This window comes from Streptomyces sp. NPDC046925 (genome assembly GCF_040644915.1).
Taxonomy (GTDB): Bacteria; Actinomycetota; Actinomycetes; order Streptomycetales; family Streptomycetaceae; genus Streptomyces.
The window spans coordinates 800,835-817,337 of sequence record NZ_JBEYWZ010000002.1; the positions used below are offsets into that span (position 1 = coordinate 800,835).

Below are 16,503 nucleotides of genomic sequence, written 5' to 3' on the forward strand. Positions count from 1 at the left end.
GATGAACGCCGCTGCCGGCTCGGGCCCGCGTCCGGGCACCGACGCGTGGGTGGCCGCCGTACACAGCGCGGAGCACGACGAGAAGGTGCTGGGTTCCGGCTTCCTCATCGATGACCATCGCGTGCTGACCTGCGCGCACGTCGCCTGCTCCACGTGGGAGAAGACACGTGAGCTGTGGGTGGCGTTCTCCAAGTCGGACCAGTACATGGATCGTCGCTTCCGCATACGGGACGTGATCGCACCGCAGTCCCCGGCGAAGCGCCGCGCACAGGACGTGGCCGTGTTGGTGCTCGCGGAGCCGGTCTCCGGTGAGCCGGCGGCGCGGCTGCGACGGCCGACGCCGTCTGCCCTTGTCGGCGAGGCATGGTGGGCTTTCGGATTCCCCGACGGCGACGTGTTCGGCAACTCGTCGGACGGGACAGTCGGTGAATCGCTCGCCCTCGGCTGGGTTCGACTCGACACGGCCTCGCGCTACCCCGTCAAACCCGGCTACAGCGGCGCCGCGCTGTGGTCGCCTACGTACCAATCGGTCGTGGGGCTGGTCGGGCAGGCAAGCGGCTCCGGTGACGCCCGGGCCCTCACGCTCCATCAGGCCGACAAGTGCCTGCCCGAGCAGAAGATCGCGCTGCTCGCCGACTGGTCGGCCGAGGCCGCGGGGGAGACGGCACTCGCGGCGTGGGGCTGGACGCTGGACGATGACCCGGAGGCCGGCCGGCACTGGAAGCCGCGCGCCCGCGGTGTCAGCACGGACGCCGAACAGGGCTTCCGGTTCCGGGGCCGTACCGCCGCGCTCACCGAGATCGTCGGTTGGATGACCTGCGCGGCCGCGCCGCGGAAAGTGCTGATGGTGACCGGATCGCCCGGCGTGGGCAAGTCGGCGGTACTCGGGCGTGTGGTCACTTCGGCGGACCCCGGTATCGCCGCTTCGCTCCCGGCCGACGATGACGCCCTGCGTGCCCCGATCGGCTCGGTCTCCTGCGCCGTACACGCCAAGGGGAAGACCGCTCTCGAAGTGGCCGAGGAGATCGCCACCGCGGCCTCGGCCTCGCCGCCCGAGCGCGCGAGCGACCTGTCCTCCGTACTGCGAGCCGCCCTGTCGGAGCGGCCCGCCTCCGCGCACACACCGTTCATCGTGGTCATCGACGCCCTCGACGAGGCCACCAGCGCGCAGCAAGCCCGCCTCATCGCACGGCATATCGCCATCCCCCTGGCCGAGACCTGCGCGGATCTCCATGTCAGGGTGCTGGTGGGCAGCCGCCGCCGGGATGATGCGGGCAGCTTGCTCGACTCGTTCGGCACGGCTGTCCACGTCCTCGACCTCGACGCTCCCGAGTTCTTCGCCGAGGCTGACCTCGTCGCCTACACGATGGCCACACTCCAACTCCTGGGTGACGAGCGGCCCGACAACCCGTACGGCGATGAGCGCACCGCACGCCCGGTCGCCACCCGCATCGCCGAACTCGCCGGTGCGAACTTCCTCGTGGCCGGACTCACCGCGCGCGGTCACGGCCTGCACGACACCCGCGCGGTCTCGCCCGCCGACATCGCCTTCACGCCCACCGTCGCCGCGGCGCTGACGGAATACCTCGCACGGCTGCCCGCCATCGAAGGCGCCACGGCGGCCGAGGCCCTGAGCGTCCTGGCCTACGCCGAAGCGCCCGGGCTGCCGCTGCCGTTGTGGAGCGCCGCGGTGCAACAGCTCACGGGCCACCGCCTCAGCGAAGCACAACTCCATTCCCTGGCACGCTCGTCGGCTGCGAACTTCCTCGTCGAGACCGGTGTCAACGACCAGAACACGGGCGTGTTCCGGCTCTTCCACCAGGCCCTCGACGACGCTCTGCGGCAGACCCGCGCCGAGTTCGGCTCCACCGTGACCGACGAGCGCGCGCTCACACGTTCCTTTATCGCCTGCGGCCGACGGCTCGGCTGGAACCGCGCCCCCGCATACCTGTTGCGCTCGCTGCCCCGGCACGCCGTCCGCGGAAAGATCATCGATGAACTGCTCGCAGAGGCGGATTACGCGCTCTACGCGGACCTGCGGCGCCTCATTCCGGCCAGCGGTTCGGCGCTCTCCGAGGCGGCCCGGGAACGCGCGCAGCTCCTGCGCCGGACACCGCAGGCCATCGACTGCGAACCCGCCCGGCGAGCGGCTCTCCTGAGCGTGACCGAGACGCAGGAGGGGTTCAGGCAGGTCTACGGACCCCTGGCGGCGGAAAGTCCGTACCGAGCCGAGTGGGCGGCGGTCGCCCCGCGCGCCGAAGAGGCGGTCCTCGAGGGTCACAGCGGTGAGATCCGCTCCGTGTGCACCCTCGGCCCCGCGTCCCACACCCTGCTCGCCAGCACCTCCGGTGACGGGACCGTGCGGCTCTGGGACCCGGTCACCGCCCGCACGGTGCGGCGGCTCACACCCGAGTTCGGGCGCATCAGGGCGATGTGCGGCCTGATCGTCGACGGACAGACGTATCTCGCTCTCGCCACGGACAACGACGTCTGGCTGTGGAACGAATCCCGGCAGTGCGCCGCGGGCTATCTGAGCGGCCACCTCAGCTCGATCCGCGACCTGTGCGCGTTCGAAACGGCCGACGGCCCCCGTCTCGCGACCGCGAGCGCCGACGGAACCGTCCGCGTCTGGGATCCCGCGGCCGGACAGTGCACCGCGGTCCTCTCTGGGCACACCGGCTATGTCGAGAGTGTCTGCGCGGTGACGTTCGACGGCGAAACCCTGCTGGCCTCCGGCGGAGCAGAGGGAGACGGCTCCATCATCCTCTGGCGCCCCGGCACCGGTGCACGCATTCGCGTCATGGAGGGACATGAGAGTTCCGTCGACGCCCTGTGCACCGTGGAGGTGGAGAAGCACACCCTCCTGGCAAGCCTGGGCGCGGACAAGACCGTTCGTCTGTGGGAGCTGTCGGGCGGCTGGTGCGTGCGCACCATCTCCGGTGAGGAGCTGTCCTTCACGCTGTGTGCGGTCACCGTCGAGGGACGCTCCCTGCTCGCCGGCACGAGCGGCGATCTGGTCCGGCTCCTGGATCCGGAGACCGGACGGATCGCCATCACGCTTCAAGGTCACTCCGACTCCGTGGACTCCCTCTGCGTCCTTCGCGTCAACGACAGGGACCTGCTCGCCAGCGGGGGCGCCGACCACACCGTTCGGCTGTGGGACCCGGCGGCGCCACGCACCAGCCGGGTGAGCGCGATCCGCGCTCTCTCCCCCGCATCCAGGGGGGATGACTTGCTGGTGGCCGCCGGCGGCGACGACGGTGTCACCGAGCTGCACGATCCCTGCACTGGCACCGTCGTCGACTCGTTGCAGGGAAATGGCGACTGGGTGCGCGCCCTGTGTTCGCTGCGTCTGCTCGACCAGCCGTTCCTCGCCGGGTGCGGTGACGACGGCGAGACGTGGCTGTGGGGCTCCTCGGACGCCCGGTCCGGGCCTCGGCGTCCGAGCTCCAGACCTGCATACGCCCTGTGTTCCGTGCGCGTCGGCGCCCGAACGCTCCTGGCCGCAGGTCATACCGATGGCACCGCTCGGCTCTGGGATCCGCTCACCAACGAGATAGCGCACATCGTCCGCTTCCGCAGCGGGATCTACGCCATGTGTCCCGTGGAGATCGACGGGCGGCCATACGTCGCCACGGCCACGGACGGACCGGAGGGCTCCGTGTGGCTGTGGGACGTAGCCTCCGGGCAGCGCCACAAGTGGGTTTCCGCGACGGAGACTTACGCGATGTGCACGCTGCCCGTGGCCGGGCGGACCACGCTTGCCACCGCGCATGCATACGGAGGGGTTCACCTGTGGGACGTGGAAGGGGGCGAACTCGCCGGAGATCTCTCGGGCCACGCGGGCGCAGTCAACGCGCTGAGCCTGGTCGGTGACGAGGACGAGCCGCTTCTCGCCACCGCCGGCAGTGACCGCACCGTGCGCCTGTGGGACGTGGCGCGCCGGACGATGGTCGAGGAGGTTCCCGTACACCATCCTGCGCTTGCTGTCGCGTGGGTGGCGAAGCGGCTGATCGTCGGGCTCGACCACGGGCTCCTGGCCCTGTCGCTCGGGAACACGGGTCGGCACTACGCCGTCGGTGGGTGAGCCCCGACGCAAGGGGCCCGAGAAGCCCGGAAGTCACGGCTCACCCCGTCACGCCACCGCTGGCGCTCCGCGTCCCCGGGCTTCCAGGGACCTTGCCCGGGCTCAGATCACCCCAGGAAACTCATCCGCACCTTCCGGTCAGGATTGTCGACGTTCGTGTCCACCAGGCACACCGACTGCCACGTCCCCAGTTCCAGGCGGCCCTCCAGGACCGGCAGTGTCGCGTGGGGCGGGACCAGGGCCGGGAGGACGTGGTCGCGGCCGTGGCCGGGGCTGCCGTGGCGGTGTTGCCAGCGGTCGTCGGCGGGGAGCAGGGTGTGCAGCGCGGCAAGGAGGTCGTTGTCGCTGCCCGCGCCCGTCTCGAGGATCGCGATGCCGGCGGTGGCGTGCGGGACGAAGAGGTTGAGCAGGCCGTCGCGGCCTCCTGCCACCTCGCGCAGGAAGTTCTGGCAGGCGTCGGTGAGGTCGAAGACCTTCTCCTCCGAGCCGGTGGTGACGTTCAGGACACGTGTGGTGAAAGCGTCGGACATGGGTCCATCTTCCCTCACGTGACTCCCATTCACTGATACGTGGAGTCCGCCTTTCGAGACGCCATTGACCGTACGCCGACGATCTGGCTACGTTCTGCGGCATGTTGCGTTCAGCTCTGCTCACCACGCGCGGTCACATCGACCTGCTGCGGGTGGCTTCTGCTGCGTGTCGCCGAGGCTGCTGACGCTCTTTCAGCCTCAGCCCCTCCCCTTTTTCACCCTTGCTTTTCTCTGCCCTGATGCCTGCGTGCGGTTGATCTAGTCGGTCCAGCCGTCCCCCGCCCTGGCCTCTGGGGTACCCCTCCCTCCTGCCCTGCCGTGGAGCACCCTTGAGCATCAGCCATGCCCCGCCAGATCCCGTATCCGACATTTCGGGTATATCCAAGTCGGATGGTTCCGCCGAAACCGTCGACGACCCCAGCACCGTCCCCCAATCAGGCGGCGAACCCGATCTCGTTCCCATCGTCCCCGCCTCCACCCGCCGCGCCCGCGTCCCCCGCTGGCTGCGCCGCACCTGCGGCCCGCTCGCGCTTCTCGCCCTGTGGCAACTCCTCAGCTCCACCGGGACGTTGAGCCCCGACATCCTCGCCGCGCCGGGAACCATCGCCGGTGTCGCGCGTGACCTTCTCTCCGACGGATCGCTGACCTCCGCCATGGGGGTCTCCCTCCAGCGGGTCGCCGTGGGGATGCTGCTCGGCACGCTCGTCGGAACCTCGCTCGCGCTCGTCTCGGGGCTCTTCCGCGTCGGTGAGGACCTGGTCGACGCCAGCGTGCAGATGCTGCGCACCGTGCCCTTCGTCGGGCTCATCCCGCTGTTCATCATCTGGTTCGGCATCGGCGAGGCGCCCAAGGTCGCCATCATCACCCTCGGCGTGTCCTTCCCGCTCTACCTGAACGTGTACGCGGGCATCCGCGGGGTCGACTCGCAGCTCATCGAGGCGGGGGAATCCCTGGGGCTCTCGCGGTGGGGGCTCGTGCGCCACGTGATCCTGCCGGGCGCGCTGCCGGGTGCGATGACCGGCCTTCGCTACTCCCTCGGCATCGCCTGGCTCGCCCTGGTCTTCGCCGAGCAGATCAACGCGGACTCCGGGATCGGCTTCCTGATGGTCCAGGCGCGTGACTTCCTGCGGACCGACGTGATCGTCGTCTGCCTGATCGTCTACGCCTTCCTCGGCCTCATCGCCGACTTCATCGTCCGCACCCTCGAAAGGCTGCTGCTGCAATGGCGACCGACGTTCACCGGCCGGTGACCACCCCCTCCCCCACGACGCGGGCGACCTCGGCCGTACGCGTCGAAGGCCTCACCCGCACCTTCGACGGGCGCGCCGTCATCGACAGGCTCGACCTCGACGTGCGGCCGGGCGAGTTCGTGGCCCTGCTGGGGCGCAGCGGCTGCGGCAAGTCGACCCTTCTGCGCATCCTCGCCGGGCTCGACCGCGACATCGAGGGCACCGTCCTCGTGCCCCGCCGCAAGGCCGTCGCGTTCCAGGCACCCCGCCTCATGCCCTGGAAGCGGGTGTGGCGCAATGTCCTGCTCGGCCTGAAGGGCAAGCCCGAACGCGGCCTCGCCGAGCGGGCGTTGGAGGAGGTCGGTCTCAAGCACCGTACGAACGCCTGGCCCAAGACGCTCTCCGGCGGCGAGGCCCAGCGCGCCTCGCTGGCCCGCGCCCTGGTGCGCGAGCCCGATCTGCTGCTGCTCGACGAGCCGTTCGGCGCGCTCGACGCGCTCACCCGCATCAAGGCCCAGCGGCTCGTCGACGAACTGTGGCAGCGGCGCGGCTGCGCCGTCCTGCTCGTCACACACGACGTCGAGGAGGCCGTGCTCCTCGCCGACCGGGTGCTCGTCATGGACGAGGGGGTCATCGCGTACGAGACCGAGATCGATCTGGACCGGCCGCGCGGCATCGCCGATCCGCGCTTCGGCGAGCTGCGTGCCGAGCTTCTGCGGCGCCTTGGCGTCGACGCGGATGACGTCGACGCGGGCAACGCCTCTCCGGAGACCGCCGCCGCGGCGTGACCCGCACCGCAACCCCCTCCCCGCACAGCACGAACACACCGAACGGACTCACCATGCGACGACACATCGCCGCCCCCGCCCTGCTCATCCCCCTGGCCCTGCTGCTCGCCGCATGCTCCGGCTCCCCCTCCGCGAGCACCTCCTCCGCCGGTGCGGGCGGCAGGACCGACGGCAAGGGGTCGCTCACTCTCAACGTCGGTGACCAGAAGGGCGGTTCGGAGGCCGTACTGCGGGCGGCAGGGGAGCTCGACGACCTGAAGTACAAGATCCACTGGTCGACGTTCACCTCCGGACCTCCCCTCTTGGAGGCCATCAACGCCAAGGCCGTGGACCTCGGCGCCGTCGGCAACACACCGCCCGTCTTCGCCGCCGGAGCGAACTCGAAGATCTCCGCGGTGGCCGCGTACCACGGCTCCGCGAAGGGCGAGGCCATCCTCGTTCCCAACGGCTCGTCCCTGAAGAAGACCGAGGAACTCAAGGGCAAGTCCATCGCCGTGACCCAGGGTTCGTCGGCGAACTTCCAGCTCATCGCGTCCCTCAAGAAGGCGGGGCTCGGCCTGAAGGACGTCAAGGTCAAGTATCTGCAGCCGGCCGACGCCCTTGCCGCGTTCACGAGCGGCAAGGTGGACGCCTGGGCCGTGTGGGACCCGTACACCTCGCAGGTCCTGGAGAGCAAGAAGGGCCGCATTCTGACCGACGGCGAAGGCCTGGTGAACGGCCTCAGCTTCCAGGTGGCGGCGCCCGACGCGCTCAAGGACAAGAAGAAGTCCGCGGCGATCGCCGACTACCTCAAGCGGCTGCGCAAGGCCCAGGACTGGGTCTACGACCACCCCGAGGCGTGGGCGAAGGTGTGGGCCAAGGACACCGGACTGCCGTACGAGGCCGCACTCGCCTCCGTCAAGCGCAGCAACGGCACGCGGGTCCCGGTGGCCATCGACAAGAACGTGATCACCTCCGAGCAGGAGATCGCGGACACCTTCACCGACCAGAAACTCATCCCGCGCCGCGTCGACTTCGGCGACTTCGTCGACACCCGCTTCAACGGCAACCTGCCGCCCTCCACCAGCAAGCCGCGCTCGTACGACAAGGAGTCCTGACCATGACCGTCCACCTCAACTGGTTCCTGCCGACCGGAGGCGACGGTCGCACCCTCGTCGACCGGCACGCCTACACCGACGGCGGCGTCAGGCGCTCCCGCGTCACCCCGGTCAGCGGAGTGCGGGCGCCCGACATCGACTATCTGATCCAGATCGCCAAGGCGGCCGAGCAGTTGGGCTTCGAGGCGGTGCTGACGCCGACCGGCACCTGGTGCGAGGACGCCTGGCTGACGACGGTGGCACTGGCCCAGCACACCGAGCGGCTGAAGTTCCTGGTGGCGTTCCGGCCCGGCGTCATCTCCCCCGTGCTCGCCGCGCAGATGGCGGCCACGTATCAGCGCATCACCCGCGGGCGCCTGCTCCTGAACGTCGTCACGGGCGGCGACTCCACCGAGCAGCGGCGCTTCGGCGACCATCTCGACCACGATCGCCGTTACGCCCGTACCGACGAGTTCCTGTCCGTCGTGCGGGGCGTGTGGGGCGGCAAGCCCTTCGACTTCCACGGCGAGCACTACGACGTGGAGGGCGGTCTCACCGCGCTGCCGCCGGACCCGCTGCCGGAGATCTTCTTCGGCGGTTCGTCGCCGGCGGCCGGTCCCGTCGCGGCGCGGCACACGGATGTGTATCTGACGTGGGGCGAGCCGCCGGAGCAGGTCAAGCAGAAGATCGACTGGATTCGCGGGCTCGCCGAGGAGCAGGGGCGTACGGTCCGCTTCGGCATCCGGCTGCACACCATCTCGCGGGACTCCGCCGCGGAGGCGTGGGCGACTGCCGGCCGGCTGCTCGACGACCTCGACCCGGACACCGTCGCCGCCGCCCAGCAGGCGCTCGGTCGCAGCGAGTCGGTCGGCCAGCAGCGGATGCTGGCGCTGCACGGCGGTTCCCGTGACGACCTGGAGATCTCGCCGAACCTGTGGGCGGGCGTCGGTCTCGTACGGGGCGGCGCGGGCACCGCGCTCGTCGGCAGCCATGCGGACGTCGCCGACCGGATCGAGGAGTATCACGCGCTGGGCGTCGAGCACTTCGTGCTTTCGGGCTATCCGCATCTGGAGGAGGCGTACTGGTTCGGCGAGGGCGTGATCCCGGATCTGGCGGCGCGCGGGCTTCTGCCCCGGATTCCGGCCTCGCGGTCGGGCGCGGGGAACGGGCGTCCTGCGTCCGCACCGCGCGGGGCGCCGCTCCTGGTGGCGGGCGGACGCTGACGCAAACGCCCGCGGGGGAAGATCCCGGGCCCCGATGGAGTTAGTAGAAGCGTGAACGACATCGGGGCACGGGACGCGGCCGCACACACAGCGGCACCAGAGGCGGATGCAGCAGCAGCGGCGCAAGAGGTGGACGCGCTCGTCATAGGCGCCGGGCAGGCGGGCCTGTCCAGCGCCTATCACCTGCGCAGGGTCGGCTTCGCGCCGGACCGCGACTTCGTCGTCCTGGACCACGCGCCCCGCCCCGGCGGCGCCTGGCAGTTCCGCTGGCCCTCGCTCACCTACGGCAAGGTGCACGGCATGCACTCGCTGCCCGGCATGGAGCTGACGGGCGCCGATCCCGCGCGGCCCTCGTCGGAGGTCATCCGGGAGTACTTCGAGGAGTACGAGGAGCGCTTCGACCTGCGGGTGCACCGGCCCGTCGACGTACACCAGGTGCGCGAGGGCGACGGCGGGCGACTCCTTGTGGAGACGTCGGCCGGGACCTGGGCCACCCGCACGCTGATCAACGCCACGGGCACCTGGGACCGGCCGTTCTGGCCGCGCTATCCGGGCCAGGACACCTTCCGCGGGCGGCAGTTGCACACGGCCGTCTATCCGGGGCCCGAGGCCTTCAAGGGGCAGCGGGTGATCGTCGTGGGCGGCGGCGCTTCGGGCACCCAGCATCTGATGGAGATCGCTCCGTACGCCGCCGCGACCACCTGGGTCACCCGGCGACCGCCCGTCTTCCGCGAGGGCCCGTTCGACGAGAACTGGGGGCGTTCGGCCGTCGCCATGGTCGAGGAGCGGGTACGTCAGGGGCTCGCACCGCAGAGCGTGGTGTCCGTGACGGGGCTGCCCGTCAACGACGCCATCCGGCAGGCCCGTGCCGACGGCGTGCTCGACCGGCTGCCGATGTTCGACCGCATCACGCCGACCGGCGTGGAGTGGGACGACGGACGGCGCGTCGATGCCGACGTCATTCTCTGGGCCACCGGATTCAGGGCGGCGATCGAGCACCTGGCGCCGCTGCGGCTGCGCGAGCCGGGCGGCGGCATCCGCATCGAGGGCACCAGAGCCGCCGCCGACCCCCGCATCCACCTGGTGGGATACGGGCCATCGGCCAGCACGATCGGCGCCAACCGAGCGGGGCGTGCGGCGGTGCGGGACATCCAGCGGCTGCTCGCACAGGCGCCGGTCACGGCGTGAGGACCGTGACCGGCGTCCGCCCGGCTGTCGCGCGGGCCGCTAGCCGGCCTGCTTGTTCTCGTCCTTGCCGTCCTTGTCGTCCTTGCTCTTGTTCTTGTTGAACTCCGCCACGTTCTTCTGCTGCTCCTCGAAGCTCGACGTGAAGCGGGTGTCGCCCGGCTTCACGGTCACGAAGTACAGCCAGTCGCCCTGCGTCGGACTGGTCGCCGCGCGCATCGCCTCCTCGCCGGGGTTGCCGATCGGGGTGGGAGGCAGGCCCATACGCGTGTAGGTGTTGTACGGGCTGTTGATCTTCGTGTCGCTGTCACGCGTGTTCAGCGTCGAGCGGTTCAGGGCGTAATTGATCGTCGAGTCCATCTGCAGGGGCATGCCCTGCTCCAGGCGGTTGTAGATGACCCGGGCCACCTTGCCCATGTCCGCCTTGGAGCCCGCCTCGGCTTCGATCATGCTGGCGATGGTGACGGTCTGATAGACGTTCACGGCGTTGCGGTCGGCGCCCGCGGTGACCTGACCGCCGCTGAAGTTCTTGGTGGCCGTGTTCACCATGTAGGACAGCATGGACTCGGGGGTCGACTGGTCGCCGATGGGATACGTGGCCGGGAAGAGGTACCCCTCGGGGTTCCCGCCCGCGTCGCCGGGGAGTTTGAGGCGGGCCTTGGGGATGGCCTTCTTCGTGGTGCCGGCCGGCACCTCGAGGGCCTTGTCGACAGCCCCGTACACCTGGCTGGAGCGCCAGCCCTCCGGGATGGTCAGTGTCTGGGGGCGCGCACTGTCGTCCGGGAGCAGCAGCGGCACCGCCACGGCGGTGGCCGCCACGACGGCTCCGGTCGCGATCAGGGCGATCCGGCCCCGACGCGTCAGTCGAATCGTGCCCCGGCGCGGAGTCTTGGTCTGCAGCATGCGGGCACATTATCCCGCAAATGCGGACATACCGAGCATATTTTCATGTCGCGGGCTCAAGTTGAGCGTCTCGACGTACCAGGGCGGCATAGCGGCCGTCCCTCTCCAGGAGTTCCTCGTGGGTGCCGCGCTCGGCGGTACGTCCGGCGTCCAGGACCACGATCTGGTCGGCGCCGCGGACCGTGGAGAGCCGGTGGGCGATCGTGAGCGTCGTCCGGTCGGCGGACAGGGCGTCGATGGCGTCCTGCACGGCGTGCTCGGTGTGCGTGTCCAGGGCGCTGGTGGCCTCGTCCAGGATGAGCACGGGCGGATCGCGCAGGATCGTCCGGGCGATGGCCAGGCGCTGCTTCTCGCCTCCGGAGAAGCGGTGGCCGCGCTCGCCGACCACTGTGTCGTACCCGTCGGGCAGGGAGGCGATGTGGTCGTGTATCTGGGCCGCGCTCGCGGCCGCGATCAGCTCCTCGTCCGTGGCGTCGGGCTTGGCGAAGCGCAGGTTCTCGGCGACCGAGGCGTGGAAGAGGTAGGTCTCCTGGGAGACGACGCCGACCGCGCGGGCCAGCGAGTCGAAGTCCAGGTCGCGCACGTCGACGCCGTCGATGGTGACGCGGCCTCCCGTCACGTCGTACAGCCGGGGGACGAGATAGCTGAGGGTCGACTTGCCCGAGCCGGTGGGACCGACCACGGCCAGGCTGCCGCCGGCGGGGACGGTGATGTCGATGCCGTCGAGGATGGGGCGGCCCTGGCCCTCGTCCGCGTCGTAGCGGAACTCGACGTCCTCGAAGCGGACCTCGCCCTTGATCTTGTCCAGGCGCACGGGGTGCTCGGGCTCGGTGATGTCGACGGGCAGGTCCAGATACTCGAAGATGCGCTGGAAGAGCGCGAGCGAGGTCTGGATCTGGACGCCGGTGGACAGCAGGCTCACGGTGGGCCGGAACAGGCCCTGCTGGAGCGAGACGAAGGCGACGAGCGTGCCGATCGAGACCGTGGGGCCGCCCATCTGGAACGCCAGGCCCGCGGTCCAGTAGATGACTGCGGGCATGGCGGCCATGACGATGGAGATGACGGCCATGCGCCAGCGCCCCGCCATGTTCGAGCGGACCTCCAGGTCCACGAGGCGCTCGGACTCGTCGGCGAAGGTCTTGGTCAGCGAGTCGGAGCGGCCCATCGTGCGGCCCAGCAGGATGCCGCTGACGGAGAGCGATTCGGTGACCGTCGCGGCCATCGCGGCCATCTGCTTCTGGCGCTGGGTGGCTATCTTCTTGCGCTCGCGGCCCACCCGGCGGCTGATCCACACGAAGACGGGCAGCAGGAGCAGCGAGACGACCGTCAGGCGCCAGTCCAGGGCGAGCATCGCGACGATCGTGGCGATCACGCTGGTGAGGTTCGAGACCAGGGAGGTGGCGGTGGAGGTGACCGTCGCCTGCATGCCGCCGATGTCGCTGGCGATGCGGGACTGGACCTCTCCGGTGCGGGTCCTGGTGAAGAAGGCGAGCGACATGCTCTGCAGACGGCCGTAGACCGCGGTGCGCAGGTCGTGCATGACGCGCTGGCCGACCGTCGTGCTGATCAGGGTCTGCAGGACGCCGAAGACGCTGGTGACGACCGCGCTGAGGATCATGCCGAGGGCGAGCAGGCTCAGCAGGCCCGTGCGTCCCTGGGGGATGGCGGTGTCGAGGATTTCCTTCAGGAGGAAGGGGGTGGCGACCGAGACCAGGGAGGCGGCGCCGACCAGCAGGCCGACGATCGCGAGCCGGGCGCGGTAGGGGCGGAAGAGGCGCAGGATGCGGCGGATCTGCCGCGGCTGTTCCTCCTGGCCGGGGGCCAGGGGCTGCGGTGTCCACTTGGGTTCGTCGTGACGCATGGGCTCCTACGGGAGGTGAGATGGCCGCCGGCCAGAGAGGCGGCCGACGATGACTGAGGGAGCATAGCTCACTGTTACCTATACTCACAATGCACAAGGTCCTGATATTGTTCCCGCATGGACACCCCGGACGCCGACGGACTGCTCGCCGAACAGCTGCTGCGGCTGACCCGCAGGCTGCACCGCATCCAGAAGCGCCACCTGGTGCCGATCGGCGTCACCCCGGCCCAGTCCCGCCTGCTGCGCACCCTCGTGCAGTACGACACGCCGCCGCGCATGGCCGACCTCGCCCAGCACCTCGAAGTCGTCCCGCGCGCCGTGACCAGCCTGGTCGACGCCCTGGAGGCCAGTGATCATGTGCGCCGCGTCCCCGATCCCGCCAACCGCCGGGTGATCCGCATCGAGCTCACGGACACGGGACGCAAGGCTCTGCGGGAGCTGCGCAGCGCGCGCCGGGCCGCCGCAGAGGACATCCTTGCCCCACTGGACGCCGAGCAGCGCGAGCAGCTGGGCGGCCTGCTGAACGCGCTGTTCGATGTGCCGGAAGGCCGTCGCTGCTGACGGCGCCGGACGTCCACAACCGCTGACCGCTCCACCCGCCCGACCGTACGACCCCGCCGAGGAGAGCTCATGCCGTTCCTGGAGCCCAAGCCGGAAGCCCTGCGCCCCGCACGGCGCACGGAGGTTCCGGCCCCCGACCGGGTGCCGGACCGGCAGGCCGCGGGCACCCCCGAGCCGCTGCGCTCGGAGCTGTCCGCGCTCCTGGGCGCGGACAAGGTCCTCACGAAGATCTCCGACCTCGTGCGGTACGCGTCCGACGCGAGCCCCTACCGCTTCGTGCCGCAGGTCGTGGTCGTCGCCGAGGACATCGACGACATCTCCGCCGTCCTGTCGTACGCCCACGGCAGGAGCCGCGAGGTCGTCTTCCGCGCGGCGGGCACGTCCCTCAACGGCCAGGCCCAGGGCGAGGACATCCTGGTCGACGTGCGCAAGCACTGGGCGGGCATCGAGGTCATCGGGGACGGCGGGCAGGCGCGCATCGGCCCCGGCACGACGATCCTGCGGGCCAACGCCACCCTCGCCCGGCACGGGCGCGTGCTCGGCCCGGACCCGGCGAGCGCCATCGCCTGCACGATCGGCGGGGTCGTCGCGAACAACGCCTCGGGGATGACGGCGGGCACCACCCGCAACTCGTATCGCACGGTGGCCTCGCTCACCTTCGTCCTGCCGACGGGCACGGTCGTCGACACCGCCGATCCGGACGCCGACGCGCTGCTGGCGCACGCCGAGCCGGCCCTGTGCGAGGGCCTGCTGGCCATCAAGCGGGAGATCGAGGCGGACCGGGAGCTCACCGCCCGCATCCGCGCCAAGTACGAGATCAAGAACACGAACGGCTACCGCCTGGACGCGTTCCTTGACGGCACCACACCCGTGGAGATCCTGCGCGGCCTGATGGTCGGCTCGGAGGGCACCTTCGGTTTCATCTCGGAGGTCGTCTTCGACACGCTGCCGCTGGACCGGCAGGTCACCACGGCCCTGCTGTTCTTCCCGTCCCTGCCCGCCGCTGCGGCGGCCGTCCCGCTGTTCAACGAAGCGGGTGCACTGGCCGTCGAGCTGATGGACGGCAACACCCTGCGCGCCTCGACCAGCGTGGCCGGGGTGCCCGCCGACTGGGCGCGGCTCCCCAAGGCGACGGCCGCGCTCCTGGTGGAGTTCCGCGCACCGGACGAGGCGAACCAGGAGGCGTACGAAGCGGCGGCCGCCAAGGTCATCGAGGGCCTTGAACTGGTCGCGCCGGTGGCCTCGGTGACCAACGCCTTCACCCGCGACCCGAAGACGATCGGGAGCTACTGGAAGGCGCGCAAGGCGTTCGTGACGGCGGTCGGCGGCTCGCGCCCCTCCGGGACGACGCTGATCACCGAGGACTTCGCGGTGCCGCCCTCGCGCCTGGCCGACGCCTGCGAAGCCCTCCTCGAACTCCAGACGCGGCACGGCTTCGACGCGGCCGTCGCGGGGCACGCCGCGCACGGCAATCTGCACTTCCTGCTCGCCTTCGACGCGGCCCTTCCGGCGGACGTGGAGCGCTATGCCGCGTTCATGGACGACTTCTGCCGGCTGACCGTCGAACGCTTCGACGGCTCGCTCAAGGCCGAGCACGCGACGGGACGCAACATCGCCCCCTTCCTGGAGCTCGAATGGGGCGAGAAGGCCACGGAGTTGATGTGGCGCACCAAGCAGGTCATCGACCCGGACGGCGTGCTCGCGCCGCGCATCGTCCTGGACCGCGACCCCAAGGCCCACCTCCGCGGCCTGAAGACCATCCCCAAGGTGGAGCTGATCGCGGACCCCTGCATCGAGTGCGGATTCTGCGAACCGACCTGCCCCAGCGAGGACCTGACGACGACCCCGCGCCAGCGGATCGTGCTGCGCCGCGAGATGATGCGCCAGGCCTCCGGCTCCCCGGTCGAGGACGGCCTGGTCGAGGCGTACGGATACGACGCCGTGGACACCTGCGCCGGCGACTCGACCTGCAAGCTGGCCTGCCCGGTGGGCATCGACACGGGCGCCCTGATGAAGGACTTCCGCCACGCACGGCACTCGCCGCGCGAGGAGAAGGTGGCCGCGTTCACCGCCAGGAACTTCAAGGCGGTCGAGGCCTCCGCACGGCTCGCGGTGGGCGCCGCCGACAAGATCAGCGACCGGCTCCTGACCTCGGTGACGCGCGCCGCGCGCAAGGCCGTGCGCCCCGATCTGGTCCCCGAGTGGCTGCCCGGCATCCCGGGGGCGGCCGCCCGCAAGCTGCCGCGCACCCGGCGCGCGGGCGCGAGCGCCGTGTACTACCCGGCGTGCGTCAACCGCATCTTCGGCAGCCCCGGTGACCGCTCCCTGCCCGAAGCGGTGGTCGCCGTCTCCGCCCGCGCGGGGCGGCCCGTCTGGATTCCCGACGACGTCGCGGGCACCTGCTGCGCGACGATCTGGCACTCCAAGGGGTACGACGAGGGCAACACCGTGATGGCCAACCGCATCGTCGAGGCGGCCTGGGGCTGGACGGCGGGCGGCAGGCTGCCCCTGGTGGTGGACGCCTCGTCCTGCACGCTCGGCATCGCGCACGAGGTCGTGCCCTATCTCACCGACGACAACCGCAAGCTGCACCGTGAGCTGACCGTCGTCGACTCCCTGGTCTGGGCCGCGGACGAGCTGCTCCCCCATCTGACCGTGCACCGCACCATCGGCTCCGCCGTCCTGCACCCCACCTGCTCCATGAGCCATCTGGGCGACGAGGCCCAACTGCGTACCGTCGCCGAGGCGTGCGCGGACGAAGTGGTCGTCCCCGACGACGCGGGCTGCTGTGCCTTCGCCGGCGACCGCGGCATGCTGCACAAGGAGCTGACGGAATCAGCCACGCACAAGGAAGCCGCGGAGGTCACCGCCCGCACGTACGACGCGCACCTCTCGGCGAACCGCATGTGCGAGGTGGGCATGGACCACGCCACGGGCCGCACCTACTACTCCGTACTCCTGGAGCTGGAGCGCGCCACGCGCCCGGCATGACATAAGTCCAACTCCCTGGCCACTTCGATCCCTTGCGCCACGCCCGTCCCGCTATCAGGGTGGCATCCG

Annotated in this window: 12 protein-coding genes; 9 read left to right on the plus strand and 3 right to left on the minus strand. The window is 70.5% G+C overall.

Annotated elements, in window-relative coordinates:
* Position 1 precedes the first annotated feature (1 nt).
* Positions 2–4,087 carry a trypsin-like peptidase domain-containing protein gene (locus ABZ906_RS09960; RefSeq protein ID WP_361379826.1) on the plus strand — a complete coding sequence of 1,362 codons (4,086 nt, stop codon included), beginning with the start codon at positions 2–4 and terminating at the stop codon, positions 4,085–4,087.
* Positions 4,088–4,194: 107 nt separating this feature from the next.
* On the opposite strand, the gene ABZ906_RS09965 is transcribed toward ABZ906_RS09960, so the two are convergent.
* Positions 4,195–4,617, minus strand: a complete 423-nt coding sequence (locus ABZ906_RS09965; protein WP_361182719.1) for a secondary thiamine-phosphate synthase enzyme YjbQ — start codon at positions 4,615–4,617, stop codon at positions 4,195–4,197.
* A gap of 101 nt (positions 4,618–4,718) precedes the next feature.
* Between ABZ906_RS09965 and ABZ906_RS09970 the strand changes: the two genes are divergently transcribed.
* The 6 genes from ABZ906_RS09970 (at position 4,719) to ABZ906_RS09995 (ending at position 10,121) form a co-directional block, all read left to right on the plus strand.
* Positions 4,719–4,802, plus strand: a complete 84-nt coding sequence (locus tag ABZ906_RS09970; protein ID WP_349817350.1) for a putative leader peptide — start codon at positions 4,719–4,721, stop codon at positions 4,800–4,802.
* 144 nt (positions 4,803–4,946) lie between these two features.
* On the plus strand, positions 4,947–5,867 hold the full coding sequence (locus ABZ906_RS09975; protein ID WP_361182721.1) for an ABC transporter permease: 921 nt from the start codon (positions 4,947–4,949) through the stop codon (positions 5,865–5,867).
* On the plus strand, positions 5,840–6,634 hold the full coding sequence (locus ABZ906_RS09980; RefSeq protein WP_361379829.1) for an ABC transporter ATP-binding protein: 795 nt from the start codon (positions 5,840–5,842) through the stop codon (positions 6,632–6,634). Before ABZ906_RS09975 ends, ABZ906_RS09980 begins: the two co-directional genes overlap by 28 nt.
* Positions 6,635–6,687: 53 nt before the next feature.
* Positions 6,688–7,731, plus strand: coding sequence for an ABC transporter substrate-binding protein (locus tag ABZ906_RS09985; RefSeq protein WP_361379831.1), 1,044 nt, complete (start codon positions 6,688–6,690; stop codon positions 7,729–7,731).
* Positions 7,732–7,733: 2 nt separating this feature from the next.
* A complete protein-coding gene (locus ABZ906_RS09990) occupies positions 7,734–8,933 on the plus strand; it encodes an LLM class flavin-dependent oxidoreductase (protein WP_361379834.1) in 1,200 nt (399 codons plus the stop codon).
* Positions 8,934–9,062: 129 nt separating this feature from the next.
* Positions 9,063–10,121, plus strand: coding sequence for an NAD(P)-binding domain-containing protein (locus tag ABZ906_RS09995; RefSeq protein ID WP_361381382.1), 1,059 nt, complete (start codon positions 9,063–9,065; stop codon positions 10,119–10,121).
* Positions 10,122–10,160: 39 nt separating this feature from the next.
* On the opposite strand, the gene mltG is transcribed toward ABZ906_RS09995, so the two are convergent.
* On the minus strand, positions 10,161–11,018 hold the full coding sequence (gene mltG / locus ABZ906_RS10000) for an endolytic transglycosylase MltG (protein WP_361183517.1): 858 nt from the start codon (positions 11,016–11,018) through the stop codon (positions 10,161–10,163).
* Positions 11,019–11,064: 46 nt separating this feature from the next.
* Complete coding sequence (locus tag ABZ906_RS10005; RefSeq protein ID WP_361182726.1) at positions 11,065–12,882, minus strand: ABC transporter ATP-binding protein; 1,818 nt, start codon at positions 12,880–12,882, stop codon at positions 11,065–11,067.
* Between the two features lie 117 nt (positions 12,883–12,999).
* On the opposite strand from ABZ906_RS10005, the gene ABZ906_RS10010 reads away from it, so the two are divergent.
* Together ABZ906_RS10010 and ABZ906_RS10015 are read left to right on the plus strand one after the other, a co-directional pair.
* On the plus strand, positions 13,000–13,443 hold the full coding sequence (locus ABZ906_RS10010) for a MarR family transcriptional regulator (RefSeq protein ID WP_361379837.1): 444 nt from the start codon (positions 13,000–13,002) through the stop codon (positions 13,441–13,443).
* A gap of 69 nt (positions 13,444–13,512) precedes the next feature.
* Positions 13,513–16,434, plus strand: a complete 2,922-nt coding sequence (locus tag ABZ906_RS10015; protein ID WP_361379840.1) for an FAD-binding and (Fe-S)-binding domain-containing protein — start codon at positions 13,513–13,515, stop codon at positions 16,432–16,434.
* Positions 16,435–16,503 lie beyond the last annotated feature (69 nt).

Bases quoted from the DNA above. Each gene is read 5' to 3' on its own strand.
- ABZ906_RS09970 (WP_349817350.1), top strand. From the start codon at position 4,719: ATGTTGCGTTCAGCTCTGCTCACCACGCGCGGTCACATCGACCTGCTG.
- ABZ906_RS10015 (WP_361379840.1), top strand. From the start codon at position 13,513: ATGCCGTTCCTGGAGCCCAAGCCGGAAGCCCTGCGCCCCGCACGGCGC.
- ABZ906_RS10005 (WP_361182726.1), bottom strand. From the start codon at position 12,882: ATGCGTCACGACGAACCCAAGTGGACACCGCAGCCCCTGGCCCCCGGC.
- ABZ906_RS09960 (WP_361379826.1), top strand. From the start codon at position 2: ATGAACGCCGCTGCCGGCTCGGGCCCGCGTCCGGGCACCGACGCGTGG.
- ABZ906_RS09985 (WP_361379831.1), top strand. From the start codon at position 6,688: ATGCGACGACACATCGCCGCCCCCGCCCTGCTCATCCCCCTGGCCCTG.
- ABZ906_RS09990 (WP_361379834.1), top strand. From the start codon at position 7,734: ATGACCGTCCACCTCAACTGGTTCCTGCCGACCGGAGGCGACGGTCGC.
- ABZ906_RS09965 (WP_361182719.1), bottom strand. From the start codon at position 4,617: ATGTCCGACGCTTTCACCACACGTGTCCTGAACGTCACCACCGGCTCG.
- ABZ906_RS09980 (WP_361379829.1), top strand. From the start codon at position 5,840: ATGGCGACCGACGTTCACCGGCCGGTGACCACCCCCTCCCCCACGACG.
- ABZ906_RS10010 (WP_361379837.1), top strand. From the start codon at position 13,000: ATGGACACCCCGGACGCCGACGGACTGCTCGCCGAACAGCTGCTGCGG.